The organism is Salinihabitans flavidus (assembly GCF_900110425.1).
GTDB lineage: Bacteria > Pseudomonadota > Alphaproteobacteria > Rhodobacterales > Rhodobacteraceae > Salinihabitans > Salinihabitans flavidus.
In genome coordinates this window covers 117662-135056 of the sequence record NZ_FODS01000004.1, presented here as the reverse complement: position 1 = coordinate 135056, position 17395 = coordinate 117662, and the positions used below count along the sequence as shown (strand labels likewise).

The following is a 17395-nucleotide window of genomic DNA, read 5'->3' as shown; positions in this document are numbered from 1 at the left end:
TCGACGCAGTGTGGAAAATTCTTTCCAAGGATTGCCATTTCCCGGACTGCGATCACGGTAACCCGAGCTGGATTGATGCAGGTCATTGACCGCGCCTCTGGAGTCTTAGTAATAATAAGTTGCGCGCGGAATTTTCATTGATCACCTTGGAGGTAGTTCATGCAACTTTCCCGATATTTCGCGCTTTAAACTGCCATGGCCGTGGCATTTGCGACCACGGCACAGGCGTCAGATGAATTGCGCAACTTGGCCAAAGACTTTTTTGAGCCGTTGCCTTCGACCGTCCCGGCGTTGGCCGACAACATTGTCACACCCGAGAAGGTTGATCTGGGTAAAGCCCTTTTCTTTGACCCGCGCATGTCGGCGTCGGGTGTTTTCTCCTGCAATTCCTGTCATAATCTGGCAACGGACGGCGATGACAACATGCCCACGTCCATCGGTCACGGCTGGCAGAAGGGGCCGCGTAACTCGCCAACCGTTTTGAATTCCGTCTTCAACGAGGCACAGTTCTGGGATGGGCGCGCGGCCGACCTTGCCGAACAGGCCAAGGGGCCGGTGCAGGCGGGGGTCGAGATGGCCAACACTCCGGCGAATGTTCTGGCGACCCTCAATTCGATGCCGCAGTATGTCGAATGGTTTGAGGAGTCCTTCCCGGGGGAGGAGGATCCTGTCACCTTCGACAATTTCGCGAAGGCCATCGAAGCCTATGAGGCCACACTGATCACGCCTGCGCCCTTCGACGCCTGGCTGAACGGCAACGATGCCGCGATGACGGACGAGCAAAAGGCCGGGCTGGAGGTGTTTATGGAAGCCGGATGTGCCAGTTGCCACAACGGTGTCAATATCGGCGGGCAGGGCTACTATCCGTTCGGCCTGATCGAGCGGCCGGGTGCCGAAGTTCTGCCTGTTGGTGACAAGGGGCGCTTCGCCGTGACCGAAACCGTTGATGATGAATACGTTTTCAGGGCATCACCGTTGCGCAATATCACCGAAACGGCGCCGTACTTCCACTCCGGGGTGGTCTGGGATCTCAAGACCGCCGTCGATATCATGGCGTCATCTCAGCTTGGCGCTGATCTTGACGAGACCGAGATCGACCAGATCACCGCGTTTCTGGGCGCCCTGACCGGTGAGATGCCAGAAGTTGTCTATCCACTGTTGCCCGCTGAAACATCTGATACGCCGCGGCCGACGGGTGAGATTCTTCCCTGATCGCATCGGGGCAGAAGAATGAAGAGAAGGCGCGGGGTATCCCGCGCCCTTTTTCGTGATTCAAGGTCACCAGTTTTGGGTGCAGCAGGTGAGATGTCTCACGGCGGTCGTGCGGCAGGACTGGATCAGTCGTCCTGTTCCGCGAGGAAACGCTCGGCATCGAGCGCCGCCATGCAACCCATTCCGGCGCTTGTCACGGCCTGACGGTATTTGTGGTCTGTGATGTCTCCAGCAGCAAATACGCCGGGCACGGAGGTTTCGGTATTGTCGGGCCCCACTTTCACATAGCCGCCATTGTGAAGCTCCAGCGCGTCCTTCACCAGTTCGTTGGCCGGGGCGTGGCCGATGGCGACAAAGACACCCTTGCAGGGAACTTCGGTGATTTCGCCGGTTTCGACATGTTTGACCTTTACCGATTCCACGCCGAGCGGGTTGTCGGTGCCCACGACCTCGTCAAGCTGATGATCCCAGAGAGTTTCGATTTTCGGATTCTTGAACAGGCGGTTTTGCAGGATTTTTTCGGCGCGCAGTTCGTCGCGGCGGTGAATCAGAGTTACCTTGGAGGCGAAGTTGGTCAGGAAGAGCGCTTCCTCGACCGCCGTGTTACCGCCGCCGATGACAACAATCTCCTCGCCTCGATAGAAGAAGCCGTCGCAGGTGGCGCAGGCCGACACGCCGAAGCCCTTGAATCTCTCTTCCGTGGGCAGGCCAAGCCATTTGGCCCGCGCGCCGGTTGCCAGAATCACCGCGTCTGCGGAATAGGTGGTGCCGCTGTCGCCCTTTGCGGTGAAGGGGCGTTCGGACAGGTCTAGATCGGTGATGATATCACCAATGATCTCGCATCCCATGGCCTTGGCGTGGGCTTCCATGCGCACCATGAGGTCGGGGCCCTGCACCTCTGTGTCGCCGGGCCAATTTTCCACCTCGGTGGTGGTGGTGAGCTGCCCGCCGGGTTCGATCCCCTGAACCAGAACCGGCTCCAGCATGGCGCGGGAGGCATAGATCCCGGCCGTATATCCCGCCGGGCCGGAGCCGATGATCAGAACCCGTGTGTGTTTCGTTTCGGCCATTGGGCACCTATGTTGTTGCAGTCATCCGTCAGCGACGGGATATAGCTGGCCCGGCTCTCGCCGGAAACCCCTGTCAGGGTTGCCATGCCGGGACTGCATGACGCAGGGAGGTTTCGCTTCGGACTGAAGGTGATACGTAATCTTGCGCTATCGTGAAACATTATTGCGCCTGTCATGGCTGGTGATATAACAACCGCAAATATTCCTCGGAGAATCTGCGATGTCCGGCACACGGCTTGATCCCATCGACCGCAAAATTCTGGCCGAGTTGCAGGCCGACGGGCGCATGACGAATGTGGAACTGGCCCGGCGCGTCGGCATCTCCGCGCCGCCCTGCCTACGCCGCGTGCGCACGCTGGAGGAGGCGGGGTACATCAAGGGCTATCACGCGGATGTGGACGCGCGCGAGCTTGGCTTCGAGGTGCAGGTGTTCGCCATGGTCGGGTTGCAAAGCCAGGCGGAGGCCGATCTCGTAACATTCGAGAATCGATGCCGCGCATGGCCTCTGGTGCGCGAGTGTCACATGCTCAACGGCGAGGTGGATTTCATCCTCAAGTGCGTGGCGCCGGATCTGTCCACCTTCCAGAGCTTTCTGACCGAGGATCTGCTGAGGGCCGAGAATGTCGCCAGCGTCAAGACCTCTCTCGTGATTCGCGGCGCCAAGGATGATCCGGGGGTACCGTTCGAAGTTCTCGAAGAGCGGATGATGCGCACGGCCTGAGCGCAGAGACCGCCAATTCCCTCAGGGCAGTGACCGACAAGGAAAAGGCCGCTCCCCGAAGGAAGCGGCCCATTGGCCTGTTCCGGTCCGAGGGGGCCGGTCAGGCGGTTTTCTGCATGCCCTCGGTGCTCTCGCCATCTGGAGCAGCGCGGTTTGCGATCAACGCTTGGCGGCGCGGGCCCCGGCTCCAAGGCATGGCGGGGGTTGTGGTGTCATTGGCCGCCGCGACGATCGATTTTATGAAACGCTGTCTTGCCATGTCCTTGGTCTCCTGCTGGGCCGTGCGGCCAACTTCTCGCTTGAGACCAATCTCTCGCCTGATTGGGGCGGAGATGGGGCAGGAATGGTGAATTTTAGCGGTATGAATGCTCGCGTGCGGTGGTTCGCGTGCGGTAGTCAGAGCCGAATGGCCGAGAGAAGGCGGCCGTAATCGGCCTCTTGGTTGTGGGTGCTGCGGCGGTAGGAGAAGAAGCGCGTGGGATCGGAATAGGTGCAATGGCGCGTCCATTCGGCATGACCGACACCCGCCTGCCGCAGCCTGTGCAGGCCGAAACCGGGCAGGTCGAACAGCATCCTGTCGCCCTCGCCGTTTGCGAAGAACCGGGCATTTTCCGGGTCCTCCTGCATAAAATCGTCCAGGAACTCGGGACCGACCTCGTAGGCACGTTGACTGATGGTCGGGCCGATCACGGCGATGATATTGCCCCGATGGGCGCCAAGGATTTCCATCGCGGCGAGCGTCGCCTCAAGCACCCCGTCCAGCGCGCCACGCCAGCCTGCATGGGCCGCGCCGATCACCCCGGCGTCATGATCGGCAAGCAGCACCGGCTGACAATCGGCAGTCAGAATGGAGAGTGCCAGCCCCGGCGTGCGCGTCACCATCGCATCGGCGCGGGGTAGTGGGTGGGGCGCCGAGCCGTCGAGTGTGACCACGTCGGCGGAATGGACCTGATGCACGAACTTGAGCGCGTCCGGTTCAACCTGCATGGCTGTGGCTGCCCGGGCGCGGTTGATCGATACGACTTCCGACTGGTCCGTACTGCCCGCGCCGCAGTTGAGCCCTTGAAAAACGCCTGACGATGCGCCGCCCTTGCGCGTGAAAAAGCCGTGGCGCAGGGGCGCGAGGCTGTCGGCGGTGAGAATCTCCAACGTCATTGCGCATACCCCGGGGGTGGCGTGGCGCCCTTGGGATAGAGCGCCAGTGTCTTGAACAGGTTTCCCATTTCCCCCGGATGCGTCAAGCGGCGATGCGCGGCGACGTGGCTTTGCAATGCCTCGCCGGACAGTCGCGCGGAGAGCGCCTGCGCTCTCTGCGTGATGCCAAGACGTTCAAGAAACACGCCCTGCGGGGTGAGCCGGGAATGCGCACAAGGGGCGGCACGGGCGATCGCCTCGAAGTCCACATGCACTGTCAGATCGGCCTCGCCGGGATTGTCCAGCGGTGATTCGCTTCGGTGGCCCCGCAGCGCTTGAAGCGTGTCGCCAAGGCTGCTCCAGTCGCCATAATCTATGATCATCGCCGTACCGCCGCGCGCCGCAATCTGCGCCCCGATGCGCATGGCGATGGGGACGGCGGCGGAGCAGACCTCTACCAGATCGCCTTCGTGTGTATCCTCCATCCGGTGAGTGAGCGCGGGCTGTGGGACGACCTCGCCAAGACCGAAAGCAAGTTGCCCGTCCTTTGCGCCGATGAGTCGTTCGCGCCAGCCTGCGCCTTCGCGCAGGAACTGGCGGGTCGGGAGTGCATCGAAAAATTCGTTGGCCACAAGGAACAGCGGTTGATCTGGCAATGTGTCCAAGCTGTCGTGCCATGTGGGTGTGGAGCCGAGCAGGGTACGCTGCTGGGTGCGCAGCGGCTCTGACGCCTCGACAAGGTGCAATGCGGCGGCGTCGTGAAACCCCGGCACGTTACGGGCGGCGCGCAGGATATCGGCCATCAGCGTGCCGCGGCCGGGGCCGAGCTCTGCCAGTGTGAAGGGAGCGGGGCGGCCTTGATCCATCCACGCCTGCGCGAGGGCGAGGCCGAGCATCTCTCCGAACATCTGCGAGATTTCCGGCGCGGTGGTGAAATCGCCCTTTGCGCCCAGCGGGTCGCGCGTTGCGTAATACCCGTATCGGGGATGCAGCAGGCAATCGGCCATGAACTCCGCCACGGTCAGCGGGCCCTGCGCCGCAACGCGGGCCACAAGCTCTTGCGCGAGCGGGGTCATGGCGCGGCGGGGTGACTTTGCGCTCGGACGGCCCGGCGAGCGAGCCAGAGGCCGAACACGATCATCGGCAGCGACAGGAGTTGCCCCATTGTCAGGCCATAGCCCCCGACATGCAGCGCAAGGCCGAGCGGGTTGCCCTCGGTTATGAACTGCGCATCCGGCTGGCGCACGAATTCCACGGCAAAGCGGGCAAGTCCGTAACCCAAGAAGAACAATCCCGCTATGAGACCCGGCCATTTCAAGGCGCCCCTCCGCCATGCCAGCCAGAGCAGGAGCGCGCCGAGCAACAGCCCCTCCAGCGCCGCCTCGTAGAGTTGCGAGGGGTGGCGCGCGCACAGGCCGGTGATGGCCGGCCCGCAGTCCTGCGCCATCTGGCCGGGAAAGACCACGCCCCAAGGCAGGTCCGTGGGGCGGCCCCAAAGCTCCGCGTTGACGAAATTCGCCAACCGCCCGAGCAGAATTCCCGGCGGTGCAGCCAGCGCCATAACGTCGGCAGCGGACAGGGAGGGAATTTTCTGCCTGCGGCAGTAGAGCGCCCCGGCCAGCACGACGCCGAGAAATCCACCGTGAAAGGACATGCCGCCCTCCCACAGCATCAGGATTTCGGCTGGATGATCCAGATAATAGCCGAAGCGGTAGAACAGCACATATCCCAGACGCCCGCCGAGAATCACCCCGAGAATCACCCAGGTGAGCAGGTCCTCCACCTGACGCGGTGCCATCGGCGGGGTATCGTCGCGCCAGAGCGCGGGGCGCCGGACGACGGCCACCACAAGGCGCCATGCGATCAAAAGCCCCGCAATATAGGCGAGCGCATACCAGCGCAGAGCGAACTCCATGCCAAAGAGCGAGATGGAGAACAGCTCTGGCGAAAGGTCGGGGAAGGGGATCATGGCGTACATATGGGTTGTCATGCCTCTGGCCGGCGGGTGAAGTCAACCTTGTGGCGCAAGCGCGGAAGGCCCATATAAAGGGCGACCCGAAGATGGAGAAACCGATGCAGACCCGGAACAAATTCATGGACGATGTTTCGCAACTCATGACCAATGCGATGGGTGTGGCTCAGGGCGCACGGTCAGAGGCCGAAACCGCGTTCAATTCCATGATAGAGCGCTGGCTTGCGGATCGTGATTTCGTCACCCGCGAGGAGTTCGACGCGGTGCGTGCCATGGCCCAGAAAGCGCGTGAAGAGAATGAGGCGCTCAAGGCCCGGCTTGAGGCTCTGGAAGCTGCATCCGATAGCAAGTAGGGCCTTTCCCGGCCGATGGGTGGGGCGGCGCTGCCCGACACGGGCGCAATGCGAGGGACAGCATGGCCGAGGACCGCCCCGACGCGGGACTTACATTCACAACGCGCGGCCTGACGAAGGTTTACGGCGAAGGTCCGGCTGCGGTGCACGCCCTGCGCGGTGTCGACCTTAACATTCCCGATGGTGAGATCGTTGTTCTGCTTGGCCCCTCGGGGTCGGGCAAGTCCACACTGCTCAATATCATTGGCGGGCTTGACCGGGCGAGTTCGGGGCGGGCGTGGTTCCGAGATCTCAACCTGACGGAGTTGTCGGATCGCGAGTTGACCCGCTATCGCCGGGATCATGTCGGATTCGTGTTCCAGTTCTACAACCTCATGCCCTCGCTCACCGCGCGCGAGAACGTGGAACTGGTGACGGAGATCGCTGCCGACCCGATGAGCGCCGAAGAGGCGCTTGCGCTGGTCGGGCTGGGCGAACGGATGGATCATTTTCCGGCGCAATTGTCGGGAGGCGAACAACAGCGCGTGGCGATTGCCCGCGCCGTCGCCAAGAACCCCAATGTGCTTTTCTGCGATGAGCCGACGGGGGCGCTCGATTCCACAACGGGGCGGGCGGTGTTGCATGTGCTCAACGATGTGAACGCCAAGCTGGGCGCCACGGTGATGATCGTTACCCACGCCGCGGCAACGGCCGCGATGGCCCATCGGGTGATTCATTTCGCCGATGGCGCCATCCGTAGCGTGGAGCGAAACAGCACCCGCCAGAGCCCCGACGAGATCGAGTGGTGAGATGCTAAGCGCGCTCGACCACAAGTTGCTGCGCGATTTGTGGCGCATCAAGGGGCAGGCGGCCGCGATCGCGCTGGTGGTGGCGGTGGGGGTGCTGCTTCTAGTGATGATGTCGGGGATGCTCAATTCGCTGGAGGAGACCCGGCGCACCTATTACGAACGCTACCGGCTCGCCGATGTCTTTGCCCCTGCGGTGGGCGCGCCCGAGCAGGTGCTGGAGCGGCTGCGCGCGGTGCCCGGTGTGGCGGCGGCGGAGGGGCGCGTGACGGGGGCGGCGCTTCTGGACATGGCGGGGCAGGATCTGCCGGTGCGGGCGCGCGCGATCAGCCTTCCGGCACTGGGGGCGCCGCGTCTGAACGCCATTTATCTGACCGACGGACGGATGTTTACGCCGGGACGCACCGGGGAGGTTGTCCTGCTCAAGGGGTTCGCCGAGGCGCATGGGCTGCGCCTTGGCGATCATCTGCGCGCCACGATGAACGGCGCGCGGCGTGATTTCACCATTGTCGGCATGGCGCAGGCGCCGGAGTTCCTGTTCACCACCGCGCCGGGAGAGATCGTGCCCGATGACGCGCGGTTTGCCGTGATCTGGATGAACCGCGAGGCGCTCTCGGCGGCGCTCGATGTGCAGGGGGCGTTCAATGAGGCGCTGATCGCGCTGGATCGCGGCGCGCGGCTTGCGCCGGTGCTGGCGGCGGTGGACCGGATACTCGATCCGCATGGTGGTCTGGGCGCTTACGGGCTGAAGGATCAGATATCCGACCGATTCCTGACCGAGGAGATCCGGGGGCTGCGTGTCAGCTCTTCGGTGGTGCCGCCGATCTTCATGGCGGTGGCGGCCTTCCTTCTTTACATCGTGATCGCCCGGTTGGTGCAGGCGGAGCGCGAGCAGATCGGCCTGGTCAAGGCGTTCGGCTATTCCGATTGGGAGGTCGCGCTGCACTATTTCAAGATGGTGCTGGCGATCGCGGTTTTCGGGGCGCTTCTGGGCTGCGCGCTCGGCATCTGGGCGGGCCGGGCGATGGCCGGGGTCTATCAGGACTTCTACAAGTTCCCCTTCCTGATCTTCCGCGTCGATCCGGCGTCTTTCGTGACCGGCGTTCTGGTCAGTGTCCTTGCCGCCTCCGCCGGCGCGCTGTGGGTGTTGCGGGGGGTGTTTCGCCTGACGCCCGCGGTGGCCATGCGCCCGCCGGCCCCGGCGGATTTCTCGCGCACCGGGGCGCTGAACGAGCGCCTGAAGGGCTGGCTCGATCAGCCCAGCCGCATGGTAATCCGCCGCATCCTGCGCAATCCGGGGCGGATCGCGGGGGCGGTCGTTGGTATCGCGGTGGGCATGGGGCTCAGTTCGGCGCAGTTGTCGCTTCTGTCCGGGTTCGACCGGACGCTTGACCTGACGTTCGGGGTGATCGACCGGTCCGACGTGTCGGTGACGTTCGTGCAGCCGATGCCGTCCGGATCGGTCCATGCCCTGCGCCAGCTTCCCGGCGTGATCGAGGTGGAGCCTGTGCGCACCATCGGCGTCACCCTGCGCAACGGGGCGCAGAACTATCGTGGCGCCATCAACGGTCTGGTGACGCAACCGAGGCTCAACCGGGCGGTCACAAGCCAGATGGACACCATCGCCATGCCGCGAGAGGGGGTCGTGCTGGCCCGCGCACTGGCCGACATATTGCAGGTGAAGGCGGGAGACGTGGTGCAGCTTGACGTGCTCGAAGGGCGCCGGCCGACGCTTGAGGTTCCCGTGACCCGTATCGCCGAGACGCTTCTGGGGGCGCCCGCGTTCATGCACATGGACACGCTCAACCGTGCCCTGCGGGAGCCCGGGCGCGTGTCGGGTGCCTATCTGCGGGTGGACGGGGCGCGGATACCGGAGGTGTTCGCGGTGCTCAAATCCATGCCGACGGTGGCCGGCGTGGCGCGCCGCGAGGATGCGCGCGCGGCGATGCAGACCCTGATGGATACAGGCGCGGGGATGATGCGCTATGTCATGGCGGCGATTGCCGGGATCATCACCTTCGGCATCGTTTACAACGCGGCGCGCATTTCGTTCGGAGAGCAGGCGCGCGATCTGGCGAGCCTGCGGGTGATCGGTTTTTCCACGGGCGAGACGGCCTTTGTCCTTCTGGGGGAGCTGGCGATTGTTGTTCTGCTGGCGCTACCGCTGGGGGTGGGGATCGGGCACTACCTGTCGTTCCTGATCGCGGCGGGGTTCAGCACCGATATCTACCAGATCCCGACCCGGTTCCGGCCTGATGCCTTTGGCACGGCGGCGCTGGCCGTGATCGTGGCGGCAATCGTGTCGGGCCTGCTGGTGAAACGTGATATCAACCGGGTGGATCTTGTCGCCACCCTGAAGACACGAGAGTGAGACTCATGGCAAAACGGCAGTCACGACGTATTCTGATTCTTGCGGCGACGATGCTGGTCGCGGCGGGGCTGGTGGCGGCCTTCTGGCCGCAGCCACAGATGGTGGATACCGGCACTGTGCGGCGCGGGGACATGACCGTGACGGTCGACGAAGAAGCCCGCACACGGGTGCGCGAGGCCTATGTCGTATCCACCCCCATTGCCGGGCGGCTTCTGCGCGTGGCTCTGGAGCCGGGGGCCTATGTCGAAGAGGGCAAGACGGTTGTGGCGCGGATGCTTCCGACCAATCCCGCCGCGCTCGATATCCGCACGCGCGAACAGGCGCGGGCGGCGATCTCCGCCGCAGAGGCCGCGCTGCGCGTGGCGCAGGCCGATCTGCACAGGGCGATGGCGGACCGCGACCTTGCGCGGACGGAGCTTGAGCGGTCGCGCAAGCTCCATGCAAGCGGGAACATCGCGCAGATGGCGCTCGACCGGGCCGAAAGCCGCCTGCGCTCGGCGGAGGCCAGCGTGGACACTGCACGCGCGGCGATTTCCATGCGCGTGGCGGACCTTGAGAATGCGCAGGCGCGGCTCATCGGGTTCGACGATCCGGGGCTCTATGCCGCGATCTCGGGCAACGGGGCCATCGACCTGCCCGCCCCCAAGACTGGGCGCGTTCTGCGTGTCATACAGCAAAGCGAGACCACGCTGCCGGCCGGCGCGCCCATCCTCGAAATCGGCGATATCGAGGGCGATCTGGAAGTGGTGGTCGAGCTTCTGAGTGCGGACGCGGTGCAGGTGAGGATGGGCGATCCGGTCCTGATCACCAACTATGGGGGGCCCGAACCGCTGCACGGGGAGGTGGCGCGGATCGACCCCTGGGGCTTTACCAAGTATTCCGCCCTCGGCGTGGAGGAGCAGCGGGTCAATGCGGTGATCCGCTTTACCGACCCGCCAGAGGCGCGCGCTGCCCTGGGTCACGGCTTCCGGGTGGAGGTTCGCATCGTCGTTTGGCAGGCGCGCGAGACGCTGATCGTGCCGTCCTCGGCGTTGTTTCGCGACGATGGCGACTGGGCGGTTTTCGTGGCTGAAGGCGGGCGCGCGGTGAAACGCGCGGTCACGCCGGGACGCAACAACGGCATCGACGCACAGGTTCTCGGCGGTCTGGAGAACGGCGCGCGCGTGGTGCTCTATCCGTCGTCGGCCCTGTCGGACGGGATTCGGATCGCGGAACGCGGGGCATCCTGACGGGCACCGTTCCCGTCCGTCTCGCGGGTGCGCCCGGTCAGCCGCCCGACCAGAAACGAGGTGCGCGGCGACCAGATGTAGCGGGTGCGGTTGCCCGGCGAGGGGCGCGCCCGCATGCGTATCAGCCCGTAGACCAGCAATCCCGCATGGGCCACGCCGATCATGATGAAAAGCGCCGGATAGCCGAAGAACGCCATCACCGTGGAGGCGGCATAGGGCGCCGCGATGGCCCCGACCGCATACCAGAACATCAGCGCGGCGGATAGTTCCACCCGCTCTTCGGTTTCGGCAAAGTCGTGGGCGTGTGCGGCGGAGACCGAATAGATCGGAAAGGTGGTCAACCCGAATATCGCCGCGGTCAGCATCACGCCGCCGGTGCTCAGCCCCTGAAGCGAAGCGGTGGCGATGCAGCTCAGGATCGCGGCGAAGGAGAGCCAGATCAGCACCCAGCGCCGGTCGAACTTGTCCGCGAGCCAGCCGATCGGATACTGCGCCAGTGCGCCCCCCGCCACGAACGCGGCCAGGAAAAAGGCGATCTGCCCGACCTCCAGCCCGACGCCTGTGCCATAGACCGGCCCGACCATACGGAAGGAGGCGCCCGAGATCGCAGCGGCCACCACCCCCGCCACCGCCAGCGGCGAGCGGGTCCAGGCCAATCCCGGACGCAGGCGCGGCGCCTCCGGCGTTTCAGGCTGGCGCACGCGCGTCAGGGTGAGCGGCAAAAGCGCCGCACAGCACATCAGCGCCAGCAGGTTGTAGGACACGTAGGAGGCCGGCTCCAGCACGGAGATGAGCAGTTGCGCAGCAAGAGAGGCGCTCATGTCCGCCACACGGTAGGTGCCCATCGCGCGGCCCCGGCTCTCGTTCGTGACCGCCGCCTGAAGCCAGGCCTCGATCACCGTGAAACAGCCGGCCACACACAGGCCCGACGCCACCCGCATCGCCGCCCAGGCGTAGGGGTCGATCACCAGGAAATGCGCCAGCATCCCGATTGCCCCGGATGCCGTGAAGGCGGCGAAGGCCCGCGAATGGCCGACGGTGCCCATCAGCCGCGGCGCCCACCAGCAACCGATGAAGAACCCCAGGAAATGCGCCGAACCCAGAAGCCCGATCTGCGCCGTGGTGAACCCGAGCGCGATGCCCGAGATCGCGTCGAGAGGTGCAATGCCGCCGGAACTGAGTTGCAACAGGATGACGGACAGGAACAGGGCGGAGAAGGACAGGATCAGGCGCATGAGGGGCCAAGTTTATGGCTGAAAGGGCGACAACGCCCCGCGAACCCTTGTCCCATCGCCCGCGATTGTCCAGCCCTATTCCACCCGCTGCCGGACCGCGCGTAAAAGCGCAATAAAGGGTGGAACTCATAAAATAACATGTAATGGTGTATGAATTCTTAAGGGAGGAAACGATGAAACGCATAACAGGACTTTTTGCTACGGTCGGGATGCTTTGCCTTTTCCTGGCATCCCCGCTCATGGCGGACGAGGATGGCTTCGAGATCAAGAAACTCGCGCTTCAGGTCAGCGACAATAACCCCGGCACGATGAACAAGGTGCTCAATGTGGCGGCGAATTTCGCCCGCGGCATGAGCGAGGCCGGGCATGAATATGAAATCGAGATCGTCGCCTATAATGCCGGGCTTCATATGCTGCGTGAGGATACCTCTCCGGTGAAAGAGAGGGTTGCCAACTTCCCCACGAGCATCCCGAATGTCACGTTCTCGGCCTGTGGCAACACCATCGCTGGCATGACCCGCAACGAAGGTGAGGTCCCACCGATCATGGAATTTGCAAACCATGTGCCTGCCGGAGTCATGCGCCTCATGGATCTGGACGACCAGGGCTATTTCGTGATGCGACCCTGAGACGACGGGATGACCCGGCACTCGGGTCATCCCTGATCGCTTGCACTCCTCGGCCGGTGGGCTAGGCTGCGTGTCGAGACAGGACGGCAGGGAGACCTCAAATGAAAATGAACCCGCTGGGCCGCACCGGGCTCGAGGTGTCGGCCCTGTGCCTTGGTACCATGACCTATGGCACACAGACCGATCTTGACGAGGCCCATGACCAGATCGACCATGCGCTTGCCGCGGGCGTGAATTTCATCGACACCGCAGAGATGTATCCCGTCAACCCGGTGCGGGCCGAAACCACCGGCCGCAGCGAACGGATCGTCGGGCAATGGTTCGTGAAACACGGGCGGCGGCAGGATGTGATCCTGGCGACCAAACATTCCGGCGAAGGCATGATGCACGCCCGTGATGGCGCGCCGATCTCCTCGCAAACCATCCCGCAGGCGGTCGAGGGTTCGCTACGCCGGCTGAACACGGACTACATTGATCTCTATCAGTTTCACTGGCCCAATCGGGGCTCCTACATGTTTCGCAAGAACTGGACCTATGACCCCTCGGGGCAGGACAAAGCGGAAACGCTTGCCCATATGGAGGATGCGCTGGGCGCTCTTCAGCGCGAGGTGGAGAAGGGTCGGATCCGGCACTTCGGGCTGTCCAATGAATCGGCCTGGGGCACGATGCAATGGCTGCTTGCGGCGGACCGGACGGGCGGGCCGCGGGCTGCAGCGATCCAGAACGAATACTCTCTGCTGTGCCGGATGTTCGACACCGATCTGGCGGAGCTGAGCGTGAACGAGGATGTGGGGCTGCTGGCCTTCTCGCCGCTCGGGGCGGGGCTTCTGACTGGAAAATATCAGGACGGGGCCGTGCCCCAAGGCTCGCGCATGTCTCTGGTTCCGGAACTCGGCGGGCGCAAGAATCCGCGTGTTTTCAAGGCGGTTTCTGCCTATCTGGAACTTGCGAAACGGCACGGACTCGATCCGGTGCATATGGCGCTGGCATGGGCGATGCAGCGTCCCTTCATGACCTCGACCATCTTCGGCGCGACCCGGCTGGCGCAGCTCGACCATGCCTTGAAAGCCGCGGATATCAGGCTTGAGGACGAGGTGCTGCGAGAGATCGATGAGATCCATCGTAGCCATCCGATGCCGTATTGAGGCGAATCAGGGTTAATGCGCTGAAATCTCTGAAAAACCCGTTTCGGTATCACGTCGGTAAAACGTCGGTATTGCGTCGGTATTGAAGACTGTCTCGCGCCGTGCCGGGGCGTTGTGAACGCGGCGCGCGTTGCTTTTTGAGTATTTTCTGGAACAGAGAAAGGGCATGACTCCTGCTGCATCTTCTCGGGTCAAATATCTCGGGGTCCGGGGCAGAGCCCCGGGGGTGGATCACACCGGGAAGGCCTGTGCAAACGGGGATGAAGCGGGTAAGGGGGACGTCCGGCATGGACAGGAGAGTGACGGACATGGACGATGAGGTTCTGGTGATGGTGCGCGCTTCTCCGATGCGGCGCGCGTTCGGGCTCGCGGCGCTGCTCGGGCTTGCGGGGATCGTGCTCTATGTCGCTATCGCCACGCCGCCGGCCTTGGGATGGCAGGTGTTTCTTGTTGTGTTGGGGGCGGGGGTGTTGTGGATGACGGAGCGGACACGGCGAGCGACCGCCACGGCGATCGAGCTCACGCGCGAGGTACTGCGCTCCACCAATGGAGACGTGATCGCCTCGCTTGATAATATTGCCGGGATCGACCGGAGCACTTTTGCCTTCAAACCGTCGAACGGTTTTCTTCTGACCCTGAAGACCCCCGGCGCGCGGCGCTGGGAGCCGGGCATCTACTGGGCTTTCGGGCGTCGGGTCGGGGTCGGCGGCGTTCTGCCCGGCCCGCAGACAAAGTTCCTGGCGCAGACGCTGGAAACGCTTCTTCTCGAACGCGCGCAGGCGTGATCAGCTTCCGGACCAGACCAGTTGCGGGGCAAAGCGGGGCCGGGTGAAGATGAAGGTTTCCAGATCCAGTTCCGACACGCCGACATTCATCGATGGTGTGAAGGTGGCGAAGGTTTCGACGAGTATGAGAGCCTCACCATTGGCCATATCCGGCAGATCGTCTGCCAGTGCATCGATATCTTTATCTTCAAGGGCGGACTTGGTGCCGGCGATGTGCGACCAGTGCAGTTCGTGTCTCTGTTCCTCTCCGTCCCACGAGATCAGAGAGACCCGAAGGGCAGTGCCGCTCTCGTCGTCCTGCGTTCCCGAGAGAAAGCGGAACAGGTCCAGCGAATTGTTCAGATAGGTCTGGTTGATTGCCTGTGTTTCGCGCGAGAGCATGTCGGAGATCGTGTAGGCGGCCTTTGAAGCGGTGGAGTTGGCGCGATACATGTCGAAGAAGATAAAACTGCCCATATAGGCCCAGAGCAGTATCGGAAGGATGATAACGGCCTCAACGGAGACGGAGCCTCTGTCGTTCGGCCAGAAGCGGCGGAAGCGGCGGAAGATCGAGTGGGTCATGGTGCTACCTCGGCTCCTGCACAAAGGCGGACATGCTGACGAGTGCGACATCGCCCGAGCCGTCCTTGGCCAGTTCAAGACCGAATCCCGTGTTGGGAAACAGCGGTGTGAATTTCGCGCAGGCGCGCAGCAGCATCAGGTCGTTGTCCATGCCGGGTGTGAATGTGGTCACGGGTTGCGACTCAAGCGACAGGTCGTTGCAGGTCACCTCGCTGGAGGGTTCGACATAGGCCCGCGGACTAACCTGGATCATTTCCAGCGCCAGACGGTCGAAGCAGTTCGGCAGCATGCCAAATTCGTCGCAGATCATTTGCTTCAGCTCATCGTGATCGGGTGAAAAGCCTGTGGACAGGCGCACCTCGCGCACGGTCAGATCGAGTGCGCGCTCCAGCAGGGAGTAGCGCATTGTCATCAGGCCAAGTTCGATGGCCGAGAGCATGATCACCAGGAAGATCGGAAAGATGATCACGAACTCGACGGTGGCATGGCCGCGCTCATCCCGCGCGAGCCTGCCAGACCGGAACAGGGGGCGGCGGCTCATTGGGTCAGCCTCAGCTGGTTGATCTGCCGTGCGATCGCCGAGAAGGCATCGGAAATCTCGACCCCTTCGACCCGGAAGAAGTGGGCGTCCGACGAGGCGCAGCTGCGCATGACATCCGCCCCGTGGTTCGTTACCTCGAAGCCGATCGACCAGATGACGATGCCCTGCGCCCTGGCGGCGTCACAGATATTGTCCAGCAGGTTGTCGGCGTGATGGGCCGAGTATTTCGTATAGTAGAACCCGCTTCGATAATACCAGCTCACATAATTGTTGAGATAGTAGTAGAGCGGATAGCGGTTCCAGTGGGAAATCTCGCTTTCGCTGTCGTAATAGTGGTCGGCGATTCGCCGGGTCGTGACGTTTTCCCCGTCGGTCATCAGGATCACGGTCTTGAGCGTTTCGCTGTCGTTGAAGGCGGCGGGGCGGCCTGAGAACTCGCTATCCACATGGCCGCCGGCGGCCAGCGCGCCGGTGATCGGCTGGAATGACGGGTCGAGCAGCGCCGCGCCCCATTTCATTCCGAGATGAATGGAGGTGTTGGCGCGGGGTCGCAGATTGTCGATCTGATCCTTGAGCGCGGAGCCATTCTGGCTGAATGCGGTGATGCGCTCATAGTCCCGGCGCGGACAGCCGGGGTTGGTGATCGGGTTGTTGTAGTAGGACCCGGCCTCGAAGTGCTGCATCTGGTTATAGGTGCGTTCAGTGTCGAGCGCGGTGGTGGAAAACTCGCTGTCGTAGAATTCGATGCAATGCGAGAAATTATGCACCTGATTCACGTTGAGCTCATTGAAGATCAGCGGCCCGGCATTCACCTGCGCGGTGTAAGGCACGATGGAAAGCGAGATCAGATCCTCGGTCTCGGGGCGGATCACGGCATCAACGAATTCCTTGGCGGCGGCACGCAGGTTGGTAATTCTGCTGTTGCCGGCCATGGACCCGGAAATGTCGAGCACGAGCGAAATCTCGACATTGGCGATGCGTTCCTCGGCGGTGCCGCGTGCCGGAACGGTGAGGGTGTCGACGCCGGCGAGTTTCATGAAATGAGTATTCATGGTCATCGAGGCGTCGGCGGACACGGTGCGATAATTCAACCCGTCGTCGACCGTGACACTTCCGAGATAGTCGGTCAGGCCGGTGGCGTCGAAATAGCTGCGCACCACCAGTTCCGGATCGCGATCCTGATCGAGGTCGGCGGCGGCGAGGATGGCGCGGTCGAGGGTGTTCTGCAGGTCCGTCCGGCGCATTTCGGAGCGCATCAGGTCGATGCCGAGGCCACCCACCATGAGGATTATCAGGAAAATGAAGATTGCCAGGCCGGTCACGACCCCGCTTTCGTCGATGGCAAGGCGCGCCAGATGGCGCCTGAATCCCCGGGCCGGGCCGGTTTCAGGGGGAAGTGCTGCCTTTGACTGGGTCATTGTAATCCGCCCTCCGCGGGAGCCTGCTAAACTGGATTCACTCGTACGGCACAGATTGCGCCACCGGCATATGTCGCAACGCATTACGGCGTAAATTTGGCGGAAATGGCTCTGAGGAGCGGTTTTTTCGGTTATTTACGCGCTGTTTTCGTTGACTGGAGCCGAAGGGGCGAGAAGAATTCGCGCGATCCGTGTGGTGTTCAGGTGCCGCTCAAGTTTTGTGCAAAACCGAAA

The 17395-nt window shown here is 63.1% G+C and carries 17 protein-coding genes; 9 read left to right on the top strand and 8 right to left on the bottom strand.

Annotation, left to right across the window (positions count from 1 at the left end; all coding sequences use genetic code 11):
- The first annotated feature begins 195 nt into the window (after positions 1-195).
- On the top strand, positions 196-1212 hold the full coding sequence (locus tag BMW66_RS05275; RefSeq protein ID WP_093116181.1) for a cytochrome-c peroxidase: 1017 nt from the start codon (positions 196-198) through the stop codon (positions 1210-1212).
- Positions 1213-1337: 125 nt separating this feature from the next.
- On the opposite strand, the gene trxB is transcribed toward BMW66_RS05275, so the two are convergent.
- Positions 1338-2282: a thioredoxin-disulfide reductase gene (gene trxB / locus BMW66_RS05270; protein WP_093116179.1), complete on the bottom strand. Its 945-nt coding sequence runs from the start codon at positions 2280-2282 to the stop codon at positions 1338-1340.
- Between the two features lie 220 nt (positions 2283-2502).
- Here trxB and BMW66_RS05265 point away from each other — a divergent pair, with 220 nt between their 5' ends.
- Positions 2503-3003 carry an Lrp/AsnC family transcriptional regulator gene (locus BMW66_RS05265; protein WP_093116177.1) on the top strand — a complete coding sequence of 167 codons (501 nt, stop codon included), beginning with the start codon at positions 2503-2505 and terminating at the stop codon, positions 3001-3003.
- Between the two features lie 396 nt (positions 3004-3399).
- Here BMW66_RS05265 and pgeF read toward each other — a convergent pair whose 3' ends face one another.
- Genes pgeF through lgt form a run of 3 tightly spaced genes read right to left on the bottom strand, consistent with a single transcriptional unit; the run spans position 3400 to position 6115 of the window.
- Positions 3400-4158, bottom strand: a complete 759-nt coding sequence (gene pgeF / locus BMW66_RS05260; RefSeq protein WP_093116175.1) for a peptidoglycan editing factor PgeF — start codon at positions 4156-4158, stop codon at positions 3400-3402.
- Positions 4155-5213 (bottom strand): class I SAM-dependent methyltransferase, encoded by a 1059-nt coding sequence (locus BMW66_RS05255; RefSeq protein ID WP_093116173.1) that lies wholly within the window; start codon positions 5211-5213, stop codon positions 4155-4157. Before BMW66_RS05255 ends, pgeF begins: the two co-directional genes overlap by 4 nt.
- Positions 5210-6115, bottom strand: coding sequence for a prolipoprotein diacylglyceryl transferase (lgt, locus tag BMW66_RS05250; RefSeq protein WP_093116171.1), 906 nt, complete (start codon positions 6113-6115; stop codon positions 5210-5212). The genes BMW66_RS05255 and lgt overlap by 4 nt, the downstream gene beginning before the upstream one ends.
- A gap of 95 nt (positions 6116-6210) precedes the next feature.
- Between lgt and BMW66_RS05245 the strand changes: the two genes are divergently transcribed.
- The 4 genes from BMW66_RS05245 to BMW66_RS05230 all read left to right on the top strand — a co-directional run bounded on the left by BMW66_RS05245 (position 6211) and on the right by BMW66_RS05230 (position 10847).
- Positions 6211-6462, top strand: a complete 252-nt coding sequence (locus BMW66_RS05245; RefSeq protein ID WP_093116388.1) for an accessory factor UbiK family protein — start codon at positions 6211-6213, stop codon at positions 6460-6462.
- A gap of 62 nt (positions 6463-6524) precedes the next feature.
- Positions 6525-7250, top strand: a complete 726-nt coding sequence (locus tag BMW66_RS05240; RefSeq protein WP_093116168.1) for an ABC transporter ATP-binding protein — start codon at positions 6525-6527, stop codon at positions 7248-7250.
- A 1-nt stretch (position 7251) separates the two neighbouring features.
- Positions 7252-9618, top strand: a complete 2367-nt coding sequence (locus tag BMW66_RS05235) for an ABC transporter permease (protein WP_093116166.1) — start codon at positions 7252-7254, stop codon at positions 9616-9618.
- 5 nt (positions 9619-9623) lie between these two features.
- Positions 9624-10847, top strand: coding sequence for an efflux RND transporter periplasmic adaptor subunit (locus tag BMW66_RS05230; RefSeq protein WP_093116164.1), 1224 nt, complete (start codon positions 9624-9626; stop codon positions 10845-10847).
- On the opposite strand, the gene BMW66_RS05225 is transcribed toward BMW66_RS05230, so the two are convergent.
- On the bottom strand, positions 10790-12082 hold the full coding sequence (locus BMW66_RS05225) for an MFS transporter (protein WP_093116162.1): 1293 nt from the start codon (positions 12080-12082) through the stop codon (positions 10790-10792). The two genes, BMW66_RS05230 and BMW66_RS05225, sit on opposite strands and share 58 nt — an antisense overlap.
- A 173-nt stretch (positions 12083-12255) precedes the next feature.
- On the opposite strand from BMW66_RS05225, the gene BMW66_RS05220 reads away from it, so the two are divergent.
- The 3 genes from BMW66_RS05220 to BMW66_RS05210 all read left to right on the top strand — a co-directional run bounded on the left by BMW66_RS05220 (position 12256) and on the right by BMW66_RS05210 (position 14641).
- Positions 12256-12711 (top strand): DsrE family protein, encoded by a 456-nt coding sequence (locus BMW66_RS05220; protein WP_217639286.1) that lies wholly within the window; start codon positions 12256-12258, stop codon positions 12709-12711.
- 101 nt (positions 12712-12812) lie between these two features.
- Positions 12813-13856, top strand: a complete 1044-nt coding sequence (locus BMW66_RS05215) for an aldo/keto reductase (protein ID WP_093116158.1) — start codon at positions 12813-12815, stop codon at positions 13854-13856.
- Between the two features lie 287 nt (positions 13857-14143).
- Positions 14144-14641: a hypothetical protein gene (locus BMW66_RS05210; protein ID WP_093116156.1), complete on the top strand. Its 498-nt coding sequence runs from the start codon at positions 14144-14146 to the stop codon at positions 14639-14641.
- On the opposite strand, the gene BMW66_RS05205 is transcribed toward BMW66_RS05210, so the two are convergent.
- From BMW66_RS05205 to BMW66_RS05195, 3 genes are read right to left on the bottom strand one after another with little or no spacing between them, the layout of a single operon-like run.
- The gene (locus BMW66_RS05205) at positions 14642-15202 is read right to left on the bottom strand and encodes a TadE/TadG family type IV pilus assembly protein (protein ID WP_093116154.1); all 561 of its coding nucleotides are present in this window, start codon (positions 15200-15202) and stop codon (positions 14642-14644) included. It lies immediately after the preceding gene.
- Between the two features lie 4 nt (positions 15203-15206).
- Positions 15207-15743 (bottom strand): TadE/TadG family type IV pilus assembly protein, encoded by a 537-nt coding sequence (locus BMW66_RS05200; RefSeq protein WP_093116152.1) that lies wholly within the window; start codon positions 15741-15743, stop codon positions 15207-15209.
- On the bottom strand, positions 15740-17161 hold the full coding sequence (locus BMW66_RS05195) for a TadE/TadG family type IV pilus assembly protein (protein ID WP_093116150.1): 1422 nt from the start codon (positions 17159-17161) through the stop codon (positions 15740-15742). Before BMW66_RS05195 ends, BMW66_RS05200 begins: the two co-directional genes overlap by 4 nt.
- Positions 17162-17395 lie beyond the last annotated feature (234 nt).